This window comes from Streptomyces sp. NPDC002446 (assembly GCF_053595675.1).
The window spans coordinates 61,164-84,947 of record NZ_JBSFYC010000007.1 but is presented as its reverse complement, the minus strand read 5'-3'; the positions used below and the strand labels follow the sequence as shown (position 1 = coordinate 84,947).

General features: G+C 67.9%; 17 protein-coding genes. 15 read left to right on the top strand and 2 right to left on the bottom strand.

What is annotated here, in order from left to right:
• Nucleotides 1-19: 19 nt before the first annotated feature.
• Nucleotides 20-1,231 carry a cytochrome P450 gene (locus ACWD6P_RS06450; protein WP_451442895.1) on the top strand — a complete coding sequence of 404 codons (1,212 nt, stop codon included), beginning with the start codon at nucleotides 20-22 and terminating at the stop codon, nucleotides 1,229-1,231.
• Between the two features lie 106 nt (nucleotides 1,232-1,337).
• Here ACWD6P_RS06450 and ACWD6P_RS06445 read toward each other — a convergent pair whose 3' ends face one another.
• On the bottom strand, nucleotides 1,338-2,972 hold the full coding sequence (locus ACWD6P_RS06445; RefSeq protein ID WP_451442894.1) for a (2,3-dihydroxybenzoyl)adenylate synthase: 1,635 nt from the start codon (nucleotides 2,970-2,972) through the stop codon (nucleotides 1,338-1,340).
• Between the two features lie 120 nt (nucleotides 2,973-3,092).
• Between ACWD6P_RS06445 and ACWD6P_RS06440 the strand changes: the two genes are divergently transcribed.
• From ACWD6P_RS06440 to ACWD6P_RS06410, 7 genes are all read left to right on the top strand, one after another.
• Nucleotides 3,093-3,860 (top strand): thioesterase II family protein, encoded by a 768-nt coding sequence (locus ACWD6P_RS06440; protein WP_451442893.1) that lies wholly within the window; start codon nucleotides 3,093-3,095, stop codon nucleotides 3,858-3,860.
• Nucleotides 3,857-4,603: an SDR family NAD(P)-dependent oxidoreductase gene (locus tag ACWD6P_RS06435; RefSeq protein WP_451442892.1), complete on the top strand. Its 747-nt coding sequence runs from the start codon at nucleotides 3,857-3,859 to the stop codon at nucleotides 4,601-4,603. Before ACWD6P_RS06440 ends, ACWD6P_RS06435 begins: the two co-directional genes overlap by 4 nt.
• Before the next feature lie 50 nt (nucleotides 4,604-4,653).
• Nucleotides 4,654-5,895, top strand: a complete 1,242-nt coding sequence (locus ACWD6P_RS06430) for a pyridoxal phosphate-dependent aminotransferase (RefSeq protein ID WP_451442891.1) — start codon at nucleotides 4,654-4,656, stop codon at nucleotides 5,893-5,895.
• Nucleotides 5,896-5,995: 100 nt separating this feature from the next.
• Entirely contained in the window at nucleotides 5,996-7,564 is a 1,569-nt protein-coding gene (locus ACWD6P_RS06425; protein WP_451442958.1) for a tryptophan halogenase family protein, read from the top strand.
• A 39-nt stretch (nucleotides 7,565-7,603) separates the two neighbouring features.
• Nucleotides 7,604-8,149: a flavin reductase family protein gene (locus ACWD6P_RS06420; protein WP_451442890.1), complete on the top strand. Its 546-nt coding sequence runs from the start codon at nucleotides 7,604-7,606 to the stop codon at nucleotides 8,147-8,149.
• Nucleotides 8,150-8,151: 2 nt separating this feature from the next.
• Complete coding sequence (locus ACWD6P_RS06415) at nucleotides 8,152-8,697, top strand: winged helix-turn-helix transcriptional regulator (protein ID WP_451442889.1); 546 nt, start codon at nucleotides 8,152-8,154, stop codon at nucleotides 8,695-8,697.
• A 158-nt stretch (nucleotides 8,698-8,855) separates the two neighbouring features.
• On the top strand, nucleotides 8,856-10,154 hold the full coding sequence (locus ACWD6P_RS06410; RefSeq protein ID WP_451442888.1) for a cation:proton antiporter: 1,299 nt from the start codon (nucleotides 8,856-8,858) through the stop codon (nucleotides 10,152-10,154).
• Between the two features lie 58 nt (nucleotides 10,155-10,212).
• On the opposite strand, the gene ACWD6P_RS06405 is transcribed toward ACWD6P_RS06410, so the two are convergent.
• Entirely contained in the window at nucleotides 10,213-10,887 is a 675-nt protein-coding gene (locus ACWD6P_RS06405) for a DNA alkylation repair protein (RefSeq protein WP_451442957.1), read from the bottom strand.
• Nucleotides 10,888-11,171: 284 nt separating this feature from the next.
• On the opposite strand from ACWD6P_RS06405, the gene ACWD6P_RS06400 reads away from it, so the two are divergent.
• From ACWD6P_RS06400 to ACWD6P_RS06370, 7 genes are all read left to right on the top strand, one after another.
• Nucleotides 11,172-11,501 (top strand): hypothetical protein, encoded by a 330-nt coding sequence (locus tag ACWD6P_RS06400; protein ID WP_451442887.1) that lies wholly within the window; start codon nucleotides 11,172-11,174, stop codon nucleotides 11,499-11,501.
• A 486-nt stretch (nucleotides 11,502-11,987) separates the two neighbouring features.
• Nucleotides 11,988-12,458, top strand: a complete 471-nt coding sequence (locus ACWD6P_RS06395; protein ID WP_451442886.1) for a hypothetical protein — start codon at nucleotides 11,988-11,990, stop codon at nucleotides 12,456-12,458.
• 293 nt (nucleotides 12,459-12,751) lie between these two features.
• Nucleotides 12,752-13,063: a hypothetical protein gene (locus ACWD6P_RS06390; protein WP_451442885.1), complete on the top strand. Its 312-nt coding sequence runs from the start codon at nucleotides 12,752-12,754 to the stop codon at nucleotides 13,061-13,063.
• A gap of 277 nt (nucleotides 13,064-13,340) precedes the next feature.
• Nucleotides 13,341-20,882: a toxin glutamine deamidase domain-containing protein gene (locus ACWD6P_RS06385; RefSeq protein ID WP_451442884.1), complete on the top strand. Its 7,542-nt coding sequence runs from the start codon at nucleotides 13,341-13,343 to the stop codon at nucleotides 20,880-20,882.
• The gene (locus ACWD6P_RS06380; RefSeq protein WP_451442883.1) at nucleotides 20,879-21,157 is read left to right on the top strand and encodes a DUF6406 domain-containing protein; all 279 of its coding nucleotides are present in this window, start codon (nucleotides 20,879-20,881) and stop codon (nucleotides 21,155-21,157) included. The genes ACWD6P_RS06385 and ACWD6P_RS06380 overlap by 4 nt, the downstream gene beginning before the upstream one ends.
• Before the next feature lie 50 nt (nucleotides 21,158-21,207).
• Complete coding sequence (locus ACWD6P_RS06375; protein WP_451442882.1) at nucleotides 21,208-21,480, top strand: DUF6406 domain-containing protein; 273 nt, start codon at nucleotides 21,208-21,210, stop codon at nucleotides 21,478-21,480.
• A 58-nt stretch (nucleotides 21,481-21,538) separates the two neighbouring features.
• Nucleotides 21,539-23,773 carry an SUKH-4 family immunity protein gene (locus ACWD6P_RS06370; RefSeq protein ID WP_451442881.1) on the top strand — a complete coding sequence of 745 codons (2,235 nt, stop codon included), beginning with the start codon at nucleotides 21,539-21,541 and terminating at the stop codon, nucleotides 23,771-23,773.
• Nucleotides 23,774-23,784: the final 11 nt, after the last annotated feature.

The window sequence follows — 23,784 nt, the reverse complement described above, 5'->3', positions numbered from 1 at the left end:
GCCCTGTCACCATCACGCAATGAGTCAGTCCGCTCTCAGTGTTCGTTCCCTGGATCTCACCGATCCGGCCGCATTCGTCGACAACGACGTCCACGAGTTCTGGCGTGCAGTGCGTGCCGAGCGCCCCGTCTACTGGCACGAACCCACTGACCGAAACCCCGGATTCTGGGTCGTGTCCCGCTATGCCGACGTCCAGTCGCTGTACCGCAACGCAGCCCTGAGTTCCGCCAGGGGGAACGTCCTCGACGTCGTGCTGCGCGGCGACGACTCCGCGGGCGGGAGCATGCTGGCGGTCACCGACGCCCCGCGCCACCGGCAACTGCGCAACCTGATGTTCAGCGCGTTCACACCACGGGTCCTCGGCGAGGTCGTCGAGAAGGTCCAGCAACGCACGACCGAGCTGGTGGCGAAGGTCGTCGGGCGGGACACGTTCGACTTCGCCGCCGAGGTCGCCGAGCAGATTCCGATGAACACGATCTGCGATCTGCTGTCCGTTCCGTCTGCGGACCGCAAGGACCTTTTGCAGTGGAACAAGATGGCACTGTCGTCGGGCCATGCGGACAGCAGTGAGCTGGACGCCCTCAGCGCCCGCAACGAAATCGTCTTCTATTTCATGGAGTTGGCGCAGGAACGGCGAGACAACCCGGGCAGCGACGTCATCAGCATGCTCGCCACCGCGGAGCTGGCAGGCCGTCAGCTCACGGTCGAAGAACTCGCCGTCAACTGCTACAGCCTCATTCTCGGCGGCGACGAGACCTCCCGGATATCGGCGATCTGCGCGGTGCTCGCCCTGATCGAGAACCCCGGTCAGTGGCACGCGCTGCAGAGGGGCGACGTCTCCTTCGACTCGGCGGTGGAGGAGGTCATCCGCTGGTCGACACCGGGAATCCACCTGGCGCGTACCGCCGTTGAGGATCTCGATCTGCACGGCAACAAGGTACGCAAGGGCGACATCGTCACCCTGTGGAACATCTCGGCCAACAATGACGAGTCGGTCTTCGACCACCCACGCCGGTTCACCTTGTCCCGCTCCCCCAACAAGCACCTCTCGTTCGGCCACGGCCCGCACTACTGCCTGGGTGCCTACCTCGGCCGGGCGGAGCTGCGGGCGCTGCTGAGCGCCCTGGTGGCCGGTGTCGCGGGGATGGAACTGCGCGGGACGCCCCGCCCCCTCTACTCGAACTTCCTCACCGGATACGAAAGCCTGCCGGTGCACTTCGAAGGCCGCTGACACAGACGGCCGCCGGCCGCCGGAAACCGATGTGGTCCACTCCGCCGGGCGCGGAGTGGACCACATCCTCGTCGATGGCCGGGCCCCGGAAGGCGGCCCGGCCCCGTCACGCCCGTGCGACCGCCCGGCGCTCGCGGTGCAGGGTCTTCAGTGCCTTCTTGTCGATCTTCCCGACCGGAGTACGGGGCAGGTCGGGTACCACGATCAGCTCGTCGGGGAGCTTGTAGGGCGCCAGCCCGCGATCGCGGATGTGTTCCCTGATCGTGCGCAGCGACAGCGGCGCCGCCGCGGTGTCCGCGTCGCTCCCCGGAACGACGAACACGCAGACGCGTTCGTCGAGATCGTCGTCCGCGATGCCGACCACCGCGGTGTCCCTGACCAGGGGGTGGGTCAGCACATGACCCTCCACCTCCTCGGCCGAGACCTTCTCGCCCAGGTGATGGATGATGTCCTTCAGCCGGCCCTCGATGATGATGTTGCCGTCGTCGGTCATCCGGGCCAGATCGCCGGTGCGGTAGAAGCCGTCCGCGGTGAATGCGCGGCGATTGTGCTCCGGCGCGGCGAAGTAGCCGCGGATCGTGTACGGGCCGCGGGTGAGCAGTTCGCCGGTTTCGCCGGGGGCGAGGTCGTTGTCGTCGGTGTCGACGATGCGGATTTCGTCGTCCGGGCACACGGGTGTGCCCTCGGTGCCGAAGACGACCTCCGGCGGATCGTCGACGCGGGTATGGGTGATCAGCCCTTCGCCGATGCCGTACACGTTCATGATGCGGCACCCCAGGCTCGCGCTCACCCGCTCCGCCGCGGCGGGTCCGAACTTCGAGCTGCCCACCTGAATGGTCATGCGGGACATGTCGACCGGGGTGGCGCGAGCCGCCTCCGCCCACAGCAGGGCCAGCGCGGGCACCAGTGTCGTGAGGGTGACGCCTTCCTGCTCGATCAGCGGGAAGACGTTGTCGGGGCTGGGGTTGGCGGCCAGTACGGCCTTTCCGCCGAGGAGCAGCGCGCCCAGCGCACCAGGGCAGCCGAGTGCGGCGTTGTGCGGTACGGGGTTCGCGGCGAGGTAGACGCCGCTGCCGTCGAATTCCACGACCCGGGCGCAGGCGAAGATGTTGTACGCGTAGTCGTCGTGGGTCCGCGGAATCAGCTTGGGCACACCGGTGGTTCCGCCCGACAGCAGCAGCAGCGCCACCTCGGACGAGTCGACCGGTCGCAGTTCCCGTACGCCGGAGCGGGCGAGCTCGGACAGCGGTGTGAACTCCGCTGCCTCGCCGGCGATCACGATGTGCCGCAGACCCGGTGCGTCACGGCGGACCTCGCGGGCCAGGGTGCGGTAGTCGAAGCCCTGAAAACGGTCCGGGCCGACATAGGCCACCGCATCGGAAGAGCGCACCAGGTGGAGGATCTCGTCACGGCGATGACCGGGCAGTGCCAGCACCGGTATCGCGCCGATGCTGAACAACGCGACGACGGTGGACAGGAAGCCGATCCTGTTCGGCAGGTGCACCACCACCCGGTCGCGCCTGCCGATACCGAGATCGAGCAGGCCGGACGCGATGCGGTCGGCCTCGTCGACCAGCTCGGCGTAGCTGACCCGGCGTGTCGCGTCCACGGCGGCGATCTTGTCCGGGTGGCGTCCGGCACTGTCGGCGAGCAGCTGCCGCAGAGAGATACCGTTCCAGTAGCCCGCACGGCGGTAGCGCTCGGCGAAGCCGGGTGGCCAGGGCACGAACCCGTCCAGCATGTGTCCTCCTAGGTTGCGACGCCTTCAGGTTCGGGCAAGCGCCCGGAAGCCGCGTCGAGCCCGACAGAGCTTTGACAGATTGCCTCGGGCAGGCCGGGGGTTTCGGTGAAGCTCGGTGACGTGAATCGGATACGAACGCGTCACCGAGGCTGGGTGCGGGCCCTCAACAGCGTGGAGTGCCCGGCCGTCCGGCTGGTCTGCTTTCCCCACTCCGGTGGTTCGGCGGCAACGTACCGTGCCTGGTCGTCGGCGATGCCCGGGGACACCCAGCTGCTCGCCGTGCAGTATCCAGGCCACGCCGACCGGATTGCCGAGGCGCCCGCGAGCAGCGTCGCCGAGATGGGATCGAGCGTCGCCGCGGAACTGCTGCAGCTGGATCCGGCTCCCTGCGCCTTGTTCGGACACAGCCTGGGCGCCCTGGCCGCCTACGAGACCGCACGGGTGCTGCAGGACAACGGCAGACCCGCGCACTGGCTGTTCGTTTCGGGCGCACCGGCGCCGTCCCAGGCCGGCGGCGGCAGCACCCATCGGGCCACCGACGAAGAACTGTGGTCCACCCTGCGGGAGCTCGGCGGGATCGAGCCGGACGTCGCGGAGGACGCCGAGCTTCGGGAGCTGATGCTGCCGGTGCTCCGGTCGGACATCACGCTCAACGAGACCTACCGGCCGGCGCCGCACCCCGAACCGCTGACCTGCCGGGTCCGCGGCTACTACCACACCGAGGACCCGCTGGTGGACGGCGCCCGGCTCGGTGCCTGGGCATCGGTCGGTACCGGCCCGTTCAGTGTGCGGTCCTGGCCGGGCGGGCATTTCCGGCTTCTCTCGGACTCGGCCGAGCTGACCGCCGACATCGTTGCGGTCCTCACGGAAGGCGAAGCGCTGCTATGACTCTTGCCGGAAAGTCGGTCGTGGTCACCGGTGCGGCCACCGGTATCGGCCGGGGGATCACGGAGTGCCTGCTGAAGTCGGGCGCCCTGGTGACGATCGTCGGGCGCCGTGAAGAACCCCTGCGGGACCTGGCGGATCGGTACGGGGACACCGTTGCGGTGGTGGCCCGGGACGTCTGCGCCCCCGGCGCCGCCGAACAGATCGTCGCGGCGGCGACCGACGGCTTCGGTCGGCTGGACGCGGTGGTCAACAACGCGGGACTGGCCCGGTTCGGCCCGCTCGACGCGATCGATCCCGCGGAGTTCGACGCGATGTTCGCCGTCAACGTCCGCGCGCCGGCCGAACTGATCCGCTGCGCGCTGCCGCAGCTGCGGGCCAACCGCGGCAGCGCCGTCAACATCTCGTCGGTCGGCGGTGTGGTGTCCATGCCGGGGCGTGCCTTCTACGGTGCGACCAAGGCGGCCCTCAACAGCCTCACCCGTTCGCTGGCGAGGGAACTCGCACCGGACGTACGGGTGAACGCCGTCCTGCCCGGCCCGGTGGACACCCCGATGTGGAACGAGACCGGTCTGGACGGGGCGGACACCGAGCAGCTGCGGGTCGGTCTCCTCTCGTCGACCCCGATGGGACGGTTCGGCGAGGGTTCGGAAATCGGCCAGTGGGTGTGCATGCTGCTCGACTCGGAATCGTCGGGCTGGGTGACCGGTGCGCTGATTCCCGTCGACGGCGGCCGCACCGCATAACGCGTCTCGCGGATCTGAAGAACACTCAACGAAGCAAAGGTGGTTCGAGCGTGAGTCCAGACATCCTGTCCGCCGCTGGATCTATTCCTTCGTCGTGTCTGCACCGCATTTTCCGGGCGGCGGAGGCGAAGGAGGCGGAGGAAGGCGCCGAGGTGGTGAAGCTGCACGTCGGCGACCCGTATTTCGACCCGTCCGAAGACGTTGCCGAGGCGTTCATCGATGCCGTGCGGCGGGGCGAGACCAAGTACACCGGCGTGGAGGGCCTGCCCGAACTGCGCGCCGCGGTGGTGGAGAAGCTCCGCGCGGACAACGAGGTGGACAGTGCGGTCTCCCGGCTGCTGATCTCACCCGGTTCGTGTCAGGGCCTGGCCTCCCTGCTGCAGTCGCTGGCCGAGCCCGGTGCCGAGATCCTGCTGCCGGAGCTGCACTGGCCGGTCCATCTGCAGCAGAGTCTGCTCGCGGGTTTCCGGCCGGTGCTGTACTCGCTCGGAACCGATCTCCGGCCCGATCCCGAGACGATCGCGGCCGCCGCGACACCGCGCACACGGGTGCTGCTGATCAACTCACCGGCCAACCCGACCGGCGCGGTCCTGGACCGCGGTGAGATCTCCGCCCTGCTGGAGCTGGCACGCGCCCGGGGCTGGCACGTCATCAGCGACGAGGCCTATGAGCACTTCCTCTACGAGCGTGAGCACCTCTCGGTGGCTTCGCTCGAACGCGATGTCCCGGTCGACGAACGCATCGTGCACAGCGTCTTCAGCTTCTCCAAGAGCTTTGCGATGACCGGTTACCGGCTGGGCTATGTCGCGCTGGCCAACGACCGGGCCGCCGACGTCATGAAGGTCTCCCAGGAGGCCAACATCATCGGCACGTCGACCCCGGTGCAGTACGCGGGGATCGCCGCGCTGAACAGCCGGGCCGACGCGGCGGCGACCAACCGCAAGTTGGTGCAGCGCAACCGGGATGTGGCCCTGCCGCCGCTGATCCAGGCCGGACTGCTGCGGGAACTGCCCGCCGGCGGGTGGTACGCGATGCTGGACGTGGGCCGGACCGGGCTGGACGCCGAAACCTTCGCGACCCGGCTGCTGGAGCGCAAGGGTGTCGCGGTCGTACCGGGCAACGGGTTCGCCATGCGCCCCGAACTCGACGACCGGGGCCGGGTCCGCTCCTACGACTATGCGCCCTGGGCGCGGCATCTGGTCCGGATCGCGTTCTGTGTGGATCCGGCGTGGTTGGAGACCGGGGTGCGCAAGATCGTGGAATTCGTCGACGAATGCAGCGGCGGTGCATGAGTTCTTTCCCTGCCTTTCCCCGTCTTTCCCCTCCGCATTACCGGTGGTGCGGCCGCCAGGATGGTTGAAGTCCGGTCAGCGCGAAAGAAGTGAGGAGATCATGGCCAAGAGTGTTGTCATCGTCGGCGGTGGGACCGCGGGCTGGATGACCGCGTCGTATCTGAAGGCGGCGTTCGGAGATCGGCTCGCGGTCACGCTGGTCGAATCCAGGAATGTGCCCACGATCGGCGTCGGCGAAGCTTCCTTCAGTACGATCCGCCACTTCTTCGCCTATCTCGGCCTCGAAGAGACCGACTGGATGCCGGACTGCCACGCCACCTACAAACTGGCGATCCGCTATGACAACTGGCGGGCCGAAGGGCATCACTTCTACCATCCCTTCGAACGGCCGCGCGTGGTGGAGGGCGTTTCCCTCGCCGACTGGTGGCTGCACAAGCGGCCCAGTGCGGACTACGACAGGGACTGCACGCTGATCGCCGCGCTCTGCGACGCCAAGCGCTCGCCCCGGCAGCTCGAAGGAAGCCTGCTGGGGCCCGAATTCGGCGAGCCGGGGGCGGCGCAGATGTCCCGGTCCACCATGGCCGAACAGACCACGCAGTTCCCCTATGCGTACCAGTTCGACGCGACGCTGCTGGCCAGGCTTCTCACCGGGTACGGCACCGACCGCGGTGTCCGGCACGTGCTGGACGACGTGGTCGAGACCGCAGTGGACGAGCGCGGCTACCTCACGCACGTACGCACCAAGGAAAGCGGCGACCTCGCGGGCGATCTCTTCATCGACTGCACGGGTTTCCGCGGAATGCTGCTGAACCAGAAACTCGGTGTGCCTTTCCTTTCCTACCAGGACACCCTGCCGAACGACAGCGCGGTCGCTCTGCGGGTGCCCATGGAAATGACCGAACAAGGAATGGGCCCGTACACCAGGTCGACCGCGCAGGCCGCCGGCTGGATCTGGACGATCCCGCTGTTCGGCCGGATCGGCACGGGCTATGTCTACGCCAGCGACTACTGCACACCGGACGAGGCCGAGCGCACACTCCGCGAATTCGTCGGCCCCGCCGCGGACGACCTGTCCGCCAACCACATCCGGATGCGGATCGGCCGTAGCGAGAACTCCTGGGTGAACAACTGCGTGGCGATCGGCCTGTCCAGCGGGTTCGTCGAGCCGCTCGAATCGACGGGGATCTTCTTCATCCAGAATGCGGTCGAGCAGCTGGTGAAGCACTTCCCCGGCGGCCGGGACGACGATCAGCTGCGCACGTCCTACAACCGGCAAGTGGCCAATGTCATGGACGGCGTACGAGAGTTCCTCGTGCTGCATTACGTCGCGGCCAAGCGCAAGGACAACCAGTACTGGCGGGACGCCAAAACCCGCAAGATGCCGGACGCGCTGGCCGAACGCATCGAGCAGTGGCGGGTGAAACTGCCCGACGAGGACACCGTCTTTCCCTACTACCACGGCTTCGAACCCTATTCCTACACCGCCATGATTCTGGGCCTCGGTGGTCTCGACGTACGTGCGCTGCCCGGTCTGGCGATGATGGACGACGTCGCCGCGACCAAGGAGCTGCGACTGGTCCGCGACCAGGCCAGAACGCTGGTCGAGCAGCTGCCGAGCCACTGGGACTACCTGGCGCACGTCCACAGCCTGAAAGGGACGCGTCCGTAACCGGCCGTGCTGTGCGGCCAATCGAGGAGGTGGCACACCATGCCGGAACCCGTAACCGGCACAGTCGCGCGCGCACCGGTCGACCCGTCGCAGTTCCGCTCCCTCATGACGGCGCATCCGGCCGGAGTGGCCATCGTGACGACCGCCGCACCGGATGGCGAACCGTGGGGAATGACCTGCTCGTCGATATGCAGCGTCGCCCTGCGGCCGCCGACACTGCTGATGTGCCTGCGCACGCAGAGCCCGACACTGGCGGCGCTGCTCCAGGTGTCGGCGTTCGCCGTCAACCTCTTGCACGACCAGGCACAACCGGCGGCGAATCTGTTCGCCTCGGGCGCAGCGGACCGATTCGAGAAGGTCACATGGGTCCGCGAACCGGAATCCGGGGTGCCGCACCTGATCGAAGACGCCCATACGATCGCCGACTGCCGCGTCAGCGAGACACTGCCCGTCGGAGACCACCTCGTGGTCTTCGGGGAGGTGCTCCAGGTGAAAACGCCGGCGAACCAGCCATCGACCCCACTGCTGTACGGAATGCGGCGGTACTGGTCACTGAAGGATTCTCCGGCCGCCAATGGGAGCTGACGGTGAGTAGCGATCTCTTGAGCACCAAGAACGGCGGGAGTGCGGAGCCGCCGCGCCCGGCCGCCCCGAAAGCGCGGATTCCCGACTGCCCGCTGGCGCGCACCGTCGAGACCATCGGCCACTGGTGGACGCTGGAAATCCTGCACGAGGTCTTCGACGGCCATCACCGTATCGAGGCGATCTCCCGGAATCTGGAAACGCCCGCCGACGTACTGACGGAACGCATGGCCGATCTGACGGCGAAGGGCCTTCTCGAAACCGAGGACGGCACTGCGGATCCCGGCGACCGGGAGTACCGGCTCACCGACCGCGGCCGTGCGCTGCGCCCGCTGCTCCTGGTCATGGCGGCATACGGAAACCACCAGCTGGCCCCGGAGGACCGCAGTCTCCTTCTGGTCGACGCCGAGACGGGCGTGGCGGTGGAACCGGTCGTGGTGGACCGGCTGACCGGTCGCCGGATCGACACCGCCGACTACGTCTTCGCCCGCGGCCCCAAGGCGAGCGAGCAGATCACCGCCCGCTATCCCCGGATTCCGGAACGGCACTGACGCACGCTCCGACCGGCCCGGCCAGGCCCCCGATCGGCTGCTCGACCGGCCGGTGACCCGCGCTCCCACCGTCCGACAGCACCGCGGCGCAGACCGACGACCGCTCCTCCCCGCTGGGCTGACCGCGCCGGAACGGCCACGAAGGGCCTCACACCACCATGGACGTATCGGAACTCCTGTCCCGCGCCGCACATGTGACCGCGGCGCTCGCCGCCGTGCTGCTCCTGGCCCGCGCCGGACGGGCTGCCGCCCGGTGGCTGCGCCAGCCGGAGGTCGTCGGAGAGGTCACGGTGGGCCTGCTGATCGGACCCGCCGTACTCGTGCTGTCCGACCGCGCCTCGTTCGACGCCCTGCTGCCGGCCGCCGTACTCGACGTGCTCAAGTTCGTCGGCCAGACGGGGCTCGTGCTCTATCTGGTGGGTCTCGCCCACAAGTTGCGGCCGGGTCAGGGCGGGCCGCCGCAGCGCTCCCTCTCCGCCCTGGTCGCCGGCGCCTTCGTGGTGCCCCTCACCACGGGTCTGCTGCTGGTGGGGCTGATCGGGCTCACCGACGACGCGGCGGCCCGAGGCGATGCGCCGCTGCCCGCCTTCGTCCTGATGGTCGCGGTGGCCATGTCCATCACCGCGGTCCCCGTCCTGTCCCGGATCCTCGGCGACCGGGGACTCAGCGACTCGGCCGAGGGCCAGCGCGCCCTGGCCGCCGCCATCGTCATGGACAGCCTCGGCTGGATCATCCTCACGCTCGCCATCGGTCTCGGCGCGGGTGATCTCTCGGGCCTGGCGGACTCCGCCGTCGCGCTCCTCGCGGGCGGCGGCTGTGCGCTGCTGCTGCGCCTGGGGCTGCGCACCGGCCCGGCGCGCCGGCTGTGCGGGCGGATGCCGAGGACGACCGCGGCCCTCCTCGGCGGTGCCGCGCTGGGTACGGCGCTGCTGACCGAGCACCTGGGCATGACCTCGATCGTCGGCGCCGCGCTGGTCGGCCTGGCGATCCCCGGCGAGGAACGGGCCCCCTGGACCAGGCCGGTGGCCACCGTGTCACACGCCGGGCGGACGCTGACCCCGGTCTTCTTCGTGGTCACCGGCGTCACCGTGCTCATCAACGCCTTCACCGCCGCGTCCTGGACGCTGATCGCCGCCACGCTCGCACTGGGCTGCGCGGGCAAGCTGCTCGGCGGCTACGTCGGGGCCCGGCTCGCCGGTATGCGCCCCGGCCCGGCACGCCGGATCGGGATACTGATGAACACCAGGGGTCTGACCGAGCTGATCGTGCTCCAGGCCGGGCACAGCGCCGGCATCCTGCCCGCACCGCTGGTCCTCGCCCTGGTGGTCATGGCCCTGACGACCACGGCCATGACCGGCCCCCTCCTCGGCCTCACCGACCGCACCGACCAACACGGCAGCACACCGGCCCGCCCCCGCCTCCCCCACCCCGCAGCGCCGAAAGGCAGCCCCCGCTAATCAGACAAGCCGCCAGCCGCTCTTACCTGCCTTTACACGAACCACTGCTGCTGGAGCACTAGGCATCTGCGCCGTTCTGATCGTGCTGCCGACGCACCATCTCGGTAATCCAGATGGGCGCGAACGGAGACGTGCAGCCCGGGGAGGTCGGGTAGTCCTTGAGCACCTCCAGGCGCTCACCGATGCCGATCGCACGGGCGCGGTACTCGACGTGCTCGATCCCGATCTGAGCCAGGCAGTGGTTCATCGCCCACTGCAGCCGGTCCGGGGCATCCTTCATCCCCGCCTCGATGACATCAAGCAGTCCAGCCAGATCGAGGCCCTCGGCCTTCTTCGTCACACGTTCGGTCGTCAGCGCCCACCCGGCACTCGCGACCACTGGATCCGGATCGGCGAACCAGGCCAGGCGCAACTCTTCGGCGTGCGGGTTCTTCTTCACGACATAGTTCACGAGCCAGTCATGCACCTTGGGTGTGCGCGCCTCGCGCACCATGACGTCCAGCTCGTCCCGCTCGAACGCCTTCGGGCGGCAGATCAAGAGGGCCAGCAGCCGTGCCGCGGAGTCATCCGTCTCCCAGAGCCGCACCGCAAGCTCCTGCTGCGTCTTCAGCCGCTTCGCGAGCGCACGCAGCTTGCCGAGGTTCACACCGTGATCGTCACCGTGCTTCTCGTTCACGGCGCGCGTCTTCGCATCCTCAAGCGCGGCCAGCTCGGCCATCACCTCGGCCACCATCGACTCGGCCACCGCAGCCTCCTGTCCGTCGCATCGCCTGCGACATTCAGCCTACGAGGGAAGCCGGCCTCCTGCCGTACGCGCCGACGGGCTTCCGGTACCGGCCGGTCGGTGGATGCGCCAATATCCCGCAGTGCGGACTCTCTCGCGGAAGCTGTTCACTCCTGCCGTTCCCGCCAGTGAACAAGGTCTCCCTGGGTGGTGATGGTGTCAGGGTGCTGCGGCCCCAGCACCCGTTGCTGATCAGTGAGTAATGCGGCCAACCCGGCCACAGCACGATCCACATGCCCGGCGTCCCCCTGGGAGCAGGCAAGGGACCGGGCGAGCGGGAGATCGACGGCTCCGAGTTGATGGACGTCGCGCAGGAACCAGAGCAGGCTCACAGCCTCCACAACACGCTGCGCACTCTGGCCAACAACCCCAATGTGAACGGACCGCTCCAGGAGATGGCCCAGGGCATCCTGTCGGGACGTATGGGAATAACCGACGCCATCAAGAACGAGCGCTACATGGACGCGCTGGGCGACCGCGTGACCGAGATCCGCCGCGCCGCCGAGTCGCAGACCATGGAGGACCGCGAGGCCGAGCGCGAGAAGCGCGAGCAGTGGGAGTAGTGGGAGTAGTGGGAGCGCAAGCGGGACGAGGAAGAGCAGAAGGACCGCGCCGAGCACGACGGTCCTTCGACCAACCTGGTCACGGGGCCGAAGAAGCGGGGCGGGCTAGACACCGGGGTTGAGCCCGGGCCGGATACGGACCAAGGGCCCGTGCCCGCGGAGGCTCGGGCCGTCTCGCCGGGGCACCGCCTACCGGCGAACGAAGGGGAGGCTCTCGAAATGGCCCGCCCGTTCTTCGGCAGCCACCTGGCCTGACGGCACCCAGACGCCGTTGCGGGTGCGCGTGTTCGGCATCGGCTACCCCGAACACGTCCGGGCGGCGGCGATCGCTTTGTCTCGGAACGTGTATCGGCCGAACGCCCCGGGGCAGCACTGTGAAACCCAGGGGTTGAGGGCTTGTCAGTGCCTCTGGGTACGCTGGCACAGACATGAAACGGACGTGAACCGGTATCTCGATGACGCCGGTTGGTGAACGGGGGCGCAGTCATGGGCGACGGGTTCAAGAGCAATCCGCAGACGCTGAAGGCCGAGGGGAGGAACTTCTCCGAGATCGGCAGGGATTTCTACCAGGCGACCACCAAGCTGAAGAACGGCCTGGCCGCGCAGGGTGACGGTGGAGGCGGCGGAGGCGAAGCGCCGAAGGAGACGACGTTCTCGAGTGTCGCCCAGGACGCCTGGAAGGGCCTGACCACCTTCAGCGACAAGGCAGGCACCCCACCGTGGGGTGACGACGAGCTCGGCGAGAAGTTCGGCGTGGTCTACGAAGGCCTGCGCGATGGCATGACGGACTCGATGGAGCACCTTGCCACCAAGCTCAACGAGATCGGCAAGGCGTTGGAGCGGATGGCGAAGAACCACGAGGAGAACGAGGACTTCAACGACGCTCTGGTCAAGGAGCAGAAGCCGGAGAACCAGTTCGGTGGCGATATGCGGATTCTGAAGTCCGTGAGCAAGTGACACGGCCCGCACCACGGGGGCGCGTGTGGCGACCGTACAGCGGGGTTGCAGGGCCGCCACAGCAGCACGGTCGCGGCAGCCAGGGTCGAGTGTTTGCGCCGTATAGGTTTCGGCGCCGGCTCGGCTCCGGCTCGACGCTTCGACGTCTCGACGCTTCGACGCTTCGACGCTTCGACGCTTCGACGCTTCGACGCTTCGACGCTTCGACGGCCGACTGTCCCGCGCCAAGCCCGAGTTCAACCGCATGACCGCGCCTGACCCACAGCCAACCCTTCACTGATAGGAGAGAGTCCGTGTCGCATCCCGACGCGCCGGAACCGGTACAGCCCATCCCCACCACTGCCGAAGAGGCATTGGCTGCCGCTCGCGCCCGATTCGAAGTACTGGATCTGGAAGGGAACCCGGCGCCGTTGTACGTGGTGGAGTTCGACATCGGCTTCCTCGTCCACGCCGTCATGCCCCCACCGCCGCCCGGCACTCAGGCGCCGTTGGGTGGCAGTCACATGGTGATCTCCAAAAGCGACGGAGCCGTCACCTATGTCCCCAACTTTCCGCCGGACTCCGCGATCGAGCTGTACCGCAGCATGCGGCGACCCAATGGCTAGGGCGGCCGCCTGAGGGCTGGACAGCTTTGGACCGGATGTCTGCTACAGCACTGTGACACACCAGAGTTCAGAGATCTGAAGGGTCGTTGAGTAGGCTCTGGCATGGGCATGGCTCTGTGCCGACGCAAGCCGGTTGAGCACTCACGAGGCGCCGAAGGGCGCCTCCGGCAGCAGCAGAGAAGCAGGGCCCTTCCGTCGGCGGTGAGGCGGAGGGGGTCGGTCGGCCCACAGGGCCGGGGCGACACGAACTACATGGGCGACAACGGGGGTCTTCGTCATGGCTTTGATGCTGCCGACCGCACTCGAGTGGGTTCTCGAGATGTGTGGCTTCGACTGGCCCACAGGCGACGAAGACAAGATGATGGAGTGCGCCAACACCTGGCGCCAGTTCGCCGCTGATGTGGAGGCCCTCCAGGCCCGTGGCATGAGCGCCGCCGGTAACGTCCTCGCCGAGAACGCCGGCGACTCCATCGAGGGCTTCAACAAGACCTGGGAGAAGTTCGCCGGCGGCTCGGGCTACTTCGACGACGCCCGCCAGGGCGCCGAGCTGATCGCCATATGCATGGACGCCGCGGCGATGCTCATCATCGGGCTAAAAGTGGCGGTGATCGCCCAGTTGATCATCCTGGCGATCGAGATCGCCGCGGCCCAGGCCGCCGCTCCATTCACCCTGGGTCTGTCCGAACTCGGCGCGATGGGCGCGGCCGCCGCCACGCGGTTGATCCTGCGCAAACTCCTCAAGGAGATAGCCCAACAGATCTTGCAGGCGGTGTTGGAGACCGCCAAGGAACCCTTTGTCTCCGCTCTGGAAGCCATGGTCTCCGACCTGGTCGCCCAGACCGTCGAGCAGAACTTCGGCAAGCAGTCGGGCTACGACCTGGGCCGCACCGCCAAGAAGGGTTACGAAGAGGGCAAGGAGGCCCTGAAGAATTCCGGTTCCACCTTCGGCGAGTCCCTGCGCGACGGCGCCGGCTCCCGCGCGGGGCGTGGCGCCCGCGACGGACTGACCAACAGCGGAAACGACGGCGGCGACGGCTCGTCGGACTCCGGCAACGACAGCTCGTCCAACTCCAACGATTCGTCGTCGAACAACAACTCGTCCTCCAACGACAGCAGTTCCTCCAACAACTCATCGTCCAACGACAGCAGTTCGTCCAACAACTCCCCCAGCTCCTCCAATTCGTCGAACTCGCCGAGCTCGTCCAACTCGTCCAACTCGCCGAGCTCATCCAACTCGTCATCGAACGACAGCAGCTCGTCGAGCAGCTCCCCGAGTTCCAGTACTTCGCCGAGTTCGCCGAGTTCGAGCAGCGGCGACTCCGGGCGCAGGGCACCGGATATCGGCGGTCCGTCGTCCTCGTCTCCGTCGAGCGGTTCGGACAGCTCTTCGTCGAGCCCGTCCTCGTCGTCGAGCCCGTCCTCGTCGTCCGATGGCCCGTCGGCTTCGAGTTCGCCCTCCTCTTCCTCGAGTACGCCGTCCAACAGCAGCACGGACAGCACCGGCAGCCCGGACTCGTCGAACCCCTCGTCGTCCTCGCCCTCACCAAGCCGTGGCTCCGACTCGCCCAGCCCCTTCGACGTGGGCACCCGGGCCTACAACGAGAGCATGGGTCGTCCTCTGGGCGACGACTCGTCCACCCCCGACTCGTCTCCGGACTCGTCCACGCCGTCCACCACGACGAGGCCGGACGTGGGGGGCGGACCGGCCCCCGACACCGCCTCCGACACCGCCCCTGACTCCGCCCGTCCGGACAGCACACCGGACGCCCCGCCGACCACGGCACCGGGCAACGAGCCGTCCATGCCCTCCAACTCCTCGCCCATCGAGGGCCCGGGCACCACTCCGGACGTCGATGGCTCCCCGGCGCCGGACACCACTCCGGACAGCGCTCGCCCGAGCCGCCCGGAAGGCGTCGACGTCCACACCCCGGAGCAGGGCGCGTCGATTCCCGACCCGCGCAACGCCGAGCCCGCGCCCATGCCGTCCCCGCCGCCGGAGACAGACCGCCCCGAGGCCGCCCCGGCACCGGATCCGGCTCCGGCTCCGGCTCCCGACAACTCCCGCCCCGAACCGGGCGTGCACCAGGTCGACCGCGACTCGGTCACCACCATGCCCGCACCGGCCCAGGGCCCCATGCCGGGCGACTCCAACGACGGCAACAACAACAACGACAACCAGAACCAGGGCGGCGGCCGCGTCTCCATGCCGAGCGGCGCCATGCCCGGCAACACGCCCACCGCAAACCCCAGCCCTGGTCAGGGCCACGCGCCGACACCGTCAACACCGACCCCGCACGACCCGGACGACGACAACATGGGCCTCATGGGCAACGTCGCCACGGCGACGCCCCCGGCCCCCGGTACGCAGCCCGGTGAGGCGGGCATTCCGCAGCAGGCGGCCCCGTCGTCCGCGACGCCCTCAACGTCGCCCCCGGGTGCCATGCCACCACCGGCGGCCGGCCCCATCCCGACGCAGGCGCCGGCGGCAGGCACCCCCAGGACGACACCGACGACACCGCGGGCCACCACGCCCAACGTCACGACGCCGCGTACGGAACAGCCGAGCGCCAGGCCCACGACGCCGTCGCGGGACCCCCGGCAGAACCGTCCCGCAACACCGCCGCGCACCGAGACGCCGCGCAGCGAGACACCAAGCCGCCCGACCACGCAGCCGCGCACTGACACACCGCGTACCGAAACGCCCAACCGCCCCACCACACCACCACGTACAGACACACCGCGTGCCGGGACTCCGCGGACCGAGACACCTGGGCGCCCGACCACGCCGCCCCGCGGCGAGCAGCCGACGAACCGTCCGACAGACCAGCACTCACCGGCCGAGTCCCCCACTTCCACGCCGAACGACCAGGGGATGCCGGCACCGAACAACCAACAGCCGGACAATCAGCAGCCGGACAATCAGCAGCCGGACGCCACCGACCAGACGCCCGATCAGAACCAGCCCCCCGCTGACGACAGCGCGCCCGAGCAACCCACAGCGCCTCCGCCTCCGCCCCAGGCAGACAACCTTTCGGACATCCGTAACGACCTCAACATTCCGCACGAAGGCCTGACCACACCCGACCCCGCCCATCAGCAGGACCTCGAAAACGCCCACCCGAGGAACCCCGACGGCACCCCGCAGGTGTACGCGGACCCGCGGCAAGGAAACTGGGCCGCTCTGCAGAACGACGGCGGCGTGGGGGTGCCCGGCCGGTCCAACAACTGCGCCGACTGCACCCGCTCGTTCCTTGAGACATGGTTCGGCCGCCCGACGGTGTCCGCCCCGCGCACCTTGGACCTCAATGCGGACGGCAGCCTCAACACTTTTTCCGCGGAGCGCGACTCGGTCGCCAACCAGGCGCGTTGGGCCGGTGCACCCAGCACGTATGCGGGCAAGGACCATCCCAACCCGTACGCACGTATCGCCTACGAGCTGTCGCAGGCCGGGCATGGCTCGGCAGCCGTGATCGGCGTCAACTGGCCCGGCGGTGGCGGCCATGCCTTCGCGGCGGTGAACCACAACGGCCAGGTCCTGTTCGTCGACGCGCAAACAGGCGTCGTCAGCGAGAATCCGATTCACCTGGGCGCCCAAGAGGTCTTCTACACCCCGCTGGACGCCAATCGGAATCCGATCACTCCGTACTTCCTGACCCCATCGACGCCTCAACCGTCCACCCAGAGCACTCCGGACACCAACAACAGCCCGGGCCCGGACTCGTCGGCGGATCAGTCGACTCCCGACGCTCAGTCGGACGGACCGTCCAACACCTCGCCGTCCACTGAGCCGTCCACTGAGCCGTCCACTGACGAGACGCCCTCCGACAACGACGACTCGACCGCCGAACAGAACACGAACGACGGCAGCACCGACACAGCACCGCCGTCGACGACGCCGGAATCCTCCACAACGCCGGAGACGACGCAGACCCCCGAAACGACGCCGACCCCGGAGACGACGTCGACCCCGGAGGCAACATCACCGCAGAACGAGGACACCTCTCCGGACACGAACGCCAACCAGGAGTCCAACCCGGACCAGGTATCCGAGACCACCCCGGACACGGACTCCACCACGGACCGGGACTCGGAAGCGACCCAGGACTCGGACGCGACGGACCAGGACAGCCCGCAGCCCGAAAACGCGCAGGACACTCAGGACGCGCAGGACACGCAGGACAGCCAGGAATCTCAAGCCCCTCAAGATTCCCAGGACACCCAGGAAACCCAGGACACCCAGCCCCCTCACGACACCGACCAGCCAGCGGAGTCGGAGTCGGAGACGGAGACGAGAGAACCGGTCTTCCCGTCCACCGCAACGCGCCCCTCCGGCCCGCCGGACGGCTACGACGACCCCACCGACGCCGACAACCGTGCGCAGCAGGAAGGATTCCCGCGCAACGAGGACGGCTCGTTCCAGCATGCTCCTGACCCGCGCGAAGGCACCTGGCTCGACGACATCCGCGGCCAGAACCCGGACGAGTCCGGGCGCGACGTCAACTGCCCTGACGGAGCACTGGCGTTCGTCGATTCGTACGCGGGCAGCCCCACGGTCGCCGCCCGCCGCAGCCCGAACGAGGACGGCACCCCCGCCGATACCCCCGAGCCGGGCGGCCGCGACCGTATCGAGAACGCTCTGGGCGCCCAGTTCGACGACTTCGGTGACGGCCGCGACGCGTACAACAACCTGGAGACCGCCCTCCTCAACGAGGGCCACGGCTCACAGGCCGTGATCATCACCCAGAACGCCGACGGCCGTGCCCACGCCTGGAACGTGGTCAACCACAACGGCCAGATTGTCTACGCCGATCCGCAGACGGGCCAGAGCAGCACCACCCCGCTCCACAACGGCAACAACGGCGTCTTCGCGATCCCGCTGGACGCCAACCGTCGACCCATCGCGACCACCAACCAGCCCACCACGCACAACCAGAGCCAGACCACACCTGCCGGTACGGACCACACATCGCCCCAGCGCCCGGCCGGTGCGACCCCTGGGTCCAACGACCCCAGTGCGGAAGCCACTCGCGAGCGGCGCAACCAGAGCCTCCCCAACCCGGAAGCCCCGGACCAGCAGCATGCGAACCTCCCTCCGGATCAATCACAGCAGGATCTCCGGCGGGAGCACGCGGTACGACGGATTGATCTGACGCCGGTCCAGCAGCAGATGCGGGCCTGGGCCGAGCCCCAGGGCAACCCGCCCACCTCCCCCTCCCCCTTGCACAATCTGCTGCAGGAGTCCCTGGATCGACGGCAGCAGCATGCAGAGTCCGCACAGCACGTCCGCGACGCCAAGAAGGCTCTTGACGACGCCAAGAAGGAGACCGACAGCGCCAAGAGGGCGCTGAAGAAGGCCGATCAGGCGGGGCGGGCGGCTGCCGAGCAGAGACTGAACGACGCCAAGAACGCCTTGGCGGAGGCGAAGAAGGAGCACAAAGAGACGCTGCGGGCGCACCGGGACAACGTCTCGATGCCGGCGACCAACTTCACGGACAGCGATCTGCGCCGTCATCTCGACCCGGCGTGGTCGCAGATGAACGACGGTGACCGGTACGCCGCGCTCGCGACCTTGGGCCGGATGAGCCACTCCTTCCACGCGAACAACGCGGTGGGCGCGAGCCCGGAACCCGCGCCCAACAACGATCCGTACGCCGACGCCCCGCCCAAGAAGCGTCAGAAGATCGACCCGGCGCACGACCATCACGAGTCCGTGGCATCCACCCGACGGGAAGCCTCGGCTCGCCCCAAGGACAACGCCCCGCAGGACCTCAGGGATCTGTTGGACGAGACGGAGCGCAACTCCCCGGACTTCTCCGACAAGAACTACGCGGTGGTGGAGGTCGTCGACGAGCGCGGCGAGAGCCACTACATCATCGACTCCTCGGTCCCGGCCGCCTCGGATGCCGTGCGTCCACGGCACTCGGAAGGTCACATCCTGGAGTGGGTCGACCAGCTCAACAACAGCAGGGAAGCCGAGGGGAAGCCCAAGTACAAGATCGCCGGTCTGTACACCGAGCGGGAACCTTGCGGTCTGCGCAAGGACATGTCCGGGCATGCGGACTGCTCCAAGACCATTCGCGACTCCGACGCGATGGACGGGGTGCCCGTGTACTACAGCACGACGTACCGGGTCGACCCTCAGCGCAAGGAGTTGCTGGAGCAGGAGCGCGCCGCCCTGCGGGACCAGGGCAAGACCGAGGCCGAGATCAAGAAGGAATTGGACGGCTACAAGACGCCCAACCGCCAACTCATGGACCAGGAGATCCAGCAGCACCTGAACTTCGTCGATCAATTGACACAGACGCTGGCGAATCCGGGCCAGAACACACCGCCGGCCCCAACGCCCGACCAGAACACACCGCCCACCCAGGCTCCTCAGTCGGGCCCGTCCAATCCCACGGACCCCAACCGCACACCCCCATCGGACCCGGCAGGCACGGACCGCCGTCCCCCCGCCGACCCCGCAGGCACGGACCGCCGTCCCCCCGCCGACCCCGCAGGCACGGACCGCCGTCCCTCCGCCGACCCCGCAGGCACGCCGACCACCAACCCGACCGATAGCGGGCGCACACCTTCGGCAGACCCCGCGAGCGCCAACTCCCCTGTGGACAACGGGACTGCGGAGAACGGGACTGCGGACAACGGAACATCCGCGCCGGCGGACTCACAGCGCTCACACCGCGACGTTTCGCAGACGGAGACCGAACTCACGCGCGCGGCAGATGCCCCGCGCCTCACCACCGCCACCACGGTGGCGGGCGAGCAGGCCGGCGCCCCGAACCCATCCGCCGACGAGCCTCGCGAAGGCTCCCCCGCCTCGGACAACCAGCCGGAAAGGCGAGGCCGGTTCAAGCGGGTCTGGCAGTCGCTCACCCAGTCAGGCCCGGCCGAGCCCACCGAGATCACCACTGAGGTGAACCAGCCGCAGTTCGGCAACTACAAGAAGCTGCCGGAGCACCAGCCCGACCGTTACGGCACTCCGCTGGACCGTCCCGATGGGACGCGCGTGCCGCTGTTCGACGGGCCTCCGTCGCGTGAGCAGACGCAACAGGGTGCAATCGGTGACTGCGGCATCATCGCCACCATGGGAGCCGTCGCGAGCAGGTACCCGGATCTCCTCCAGGACATGATTCGCGAGACGGAGGACGGCAACTACGAGGTCCGCTTCCACGAGGTCGCGCGCAACAGGTACGGCAACCAGGCTCCGACCGGGCGCATCCTGACCGTGCGGGTCACTCCCGACGTGCCCGTGTACAGCGACTTCCCCACCATCACCGCCTACGCCAACGCCAACGACGTGGGTGTGGCCTGGCCAGCGATCATGGAGAAGGCCATCGCGGGCCTGGACCAATTCTGGGACGACAAGGAGCGCGAGCACTTGTCGCAGTTCCCCCGCTACAAGGACTTCGACGGCAACCTGCTGACGGGCTACTCCCGTATCACCCATGGCTCCACATCGGGCGACCGTGCCGAACTGCTGGCCCAGATCACGGGACGTACGTCGGAGAACCACGATGTCCCGACGCAGTACGATATGCACGGCCGCAGCCCGGAAAAGCAACTCCTGGCCCACCTGCGGGAACTCACGGAAAGCGGCAGGCCGGTCGTTATCGGCACCGTCCCCAAGGGCACGGGTGTGGAGAACAAGATGGAGAAGGGCCTCCGGAGTTCCCACGCCTACGAGATCGTCTCGGTCGACGACAAGGGCCTGATTCAGTTGCGCAATCCACACAACAAGGACCATCCCGAGCCGCTGACCATCAAGGAATTCATGAAATACTGCAGCGACCAGTACGCGTCTTTGGAGGATGAGAAGTGAGTGCTGACACGATTCACCTCTGGCACGGAATTCAGCGAAATCTCGAGAACGCCAGCTTCTCAGTGAACGACATCTACCGGGAGTCCGACGCCGCGGTCAGGGTTCGGCTCGTGACCTTCGCCACCGAGGAGCAGACTCACATCCTCCGCATTGGTGAGACCTTCCCCGTGGGCGACGAGACATGGCAGCTCGCCGACTTGACGGGTTGGCCGAGCGAGGACGACTGGGACGTGGTGCTGCGCCGCGTCGCGACTGCCCCGGCCGCTGACCATTGAGGAGTTCATGAAAAACTGCAGCAACCAGTACGCGTCATGGGGGATGAGAAGTGAGTAATGCCGACACGATTCATCTCTGGCACGGGATCCAGCGAAAGTCCGAGAACGCGAGGTTCTCAGTGAGCGATATCTACAGGGAGTCCGACGCCTCGGTCAGGGTTCGGCTCGCGACCTTCGCCACCGAGGAGCAGACTCACATCCTCCGCATCGGTGAGACCTTCCCCGTGGGCGACGAGACATGGCAGCTCGCCGACTTGGCGGGTTGGCCGAGCGAGGACGACTGGGACGTGGTGCTGCGCCGCGTCGCGACTGCCCCGGCCTGATTCCGCCACCGCCCACCACGCGTAGGGTCGAGGAGTCATCGCGCAACTGAGGAGGACCATGCCCGAGCCAACCGCCGACACCCCCGGAATCCCCGGAATCCCCGAGGAAGAGGTCGCCGGTCGCGTCGGCGCATGGTGGCGTGAGGGTGGGCTCGGCGGCCAGGTGGCCTTTCTTGTCGCTTCGGACGGCCATGACGCCTCGGCCGTCATGCGGGAGACACACGACCACGTGCCCGGCAGTGTCGTCGTCGACGCCACCGGTCTCACCGCCGAGCAGGTCATGCAGCAGTCCCTCACGGCGCTCGGAGTCGATCTGTCCGCGGACAAACGGGACGACTGGCGTTTCGCGCTCGGCGCATGGCCCGAGGAGCGGTTGCTGCTGGTCGTCAACGCCCATCGTGCCGGGCCGACACGGCGGTCGTACGAGTCCGAGCGGTTGGTGACCCGGACCCTTCCGTGGCTGACGCGTGGCAAGTTGGCCGTGGTGGTCCATGTGGTTCCCGAGTTGCTGCCGGCCCGCGTTGATCCCAGGGCGGTGTTTCGGCTGTCTGCGTCGGCCGTCGAGTCTCTGCCGGCGGTGACAGAGTCTGTTGCGGTGCGGGCGTTGGCACTGGCCGAGCCCCGCTTCGTACCCGTCCCTGTCTGGGTCCAACTCGTCACCGCGCTGACCGGTGAAGCGGCATCCGAAGACGAACTCGCTCAATTCGCGAGGGAAGAGTCCGGAATTCTTCGGCTCGGGCCTCTCGGGGTTTCCTTCGTCGACGAGGGCCTGGCCGAGGCCTTGCGTCGGGAGGTCGAATCCGCCGAACTCTCCCGTGTCAATAGGCATGTGGTTGCCTGGCTGATGCGCTCGGCTCCGGGATTTCGCCACCCCGAGGGGTGGGCCAAGCACGGTGCCGTCGGCCTGTACGCGGCCACTGGGCTCGCCATGCACGCCGTGCAGGCGGGGACGTACGAAGAACTCCTGTGCGATGGACGTACGGTGGCCCATCTACCGCAGACCGCACTCATGGACTCGGCGCGAAGCCGCAGCTTCGTCATCCCCGGAAACAGTCCCGCCGCCGATGCAATTCATTTGTGGGGATGGGGAGTTGTACCGCAAAGTCAGGGTGAGTGGGCTTCCTGGCTGCATTTGATGGCCTGGTCGCGCGACGATCTCGAATTCGCGTCGTCCGTGGCTTCGTCCGGTGTCTCACTTCCCTGGCGTACGAAGTGGGCCCACTGGCGGCCGCCGGGTGGATACCATGCCCGTTTCCTCGAAGCGGGCAGGTTCGTCAGGCTGGCGGAAGTGCGCCGGCAGGGGCGGTCCGCCATTGCCGGGTTGCAGCAGCGTACGGTAGACGGATCGCCGCAACCGTATGTCTCCATCCGGGACTTGGAGACGGGTGAGCTCGTCGCAGGCCCCTGGGAGCAGGATGAGATTCCGCAGGAACATCGCACGGACCTGGCCTTTCCCCCGTCGACTACGACACCGTCCCCATCGGCCTCACAGGCCGGCGAGAGTTCCAGGCATCCCACACACCTCCGCGAGTTGTTCGACTCGTCGTCCCCTCCTCGAAGCAAAAACGCATTCCTGCTTCCCTGCACCTCACTGACCGTGGGCAATGTCGTCGTGTTCGGGGGCAACCTGGGGCTGATCGCCATCCAATCAGCGGACGGCGTGGTCCCCTCGGACACCTTCGGCTCCCGGCAACAGCCCCTGTCCTGGGATTACGCGGACGCGGGCCCAAGCCGCCCCATTGATGCCACGCCCCCGAACCACAGAGACCTGATCGCGCTTTTCGGCGAAGACGACATCTACGAGGCCGAATCCGAGGAACTTCCCGATGAGTTGACCCATCAGCCTACTCGCGAGCTCTGCACCGAGTTCGGCCTGCCGGACATGAACGAGGGCGCCATGGCGCTACTGCCGTACGGGAATTGGGAAGTCGACCTCTTCGACGAGGTGAGCTGGCCGGGTGACGTCGAACCCGTGGCGGAACGCGGGCCTTTCTTCCAGATCGGCAAGTGGATGGGGGGCGAAATCGTCATCGACGGGCCCACCGGACACATCCTGCGCGTCCCGACCGGGCCCGACGAGGAGTATCTGGCCGGGCTGCCCGCTGCACGCAGCCTGGAGAGCTTCCTCACCATGGTCGCACTGTGGGTCACCGGGCTCCGCACCCGTGCCCTCCTTCCTCCAGGCAACTCCGAGCGGGGACAGATCACTTACTGGGTCCTGGGGGAACTGGCCGAAGCCGATGAGAGGGGCGGCGAGCAGCCCGCGTGGTCGTACGTCCTCCACAACGAGTGACACAACAAGGG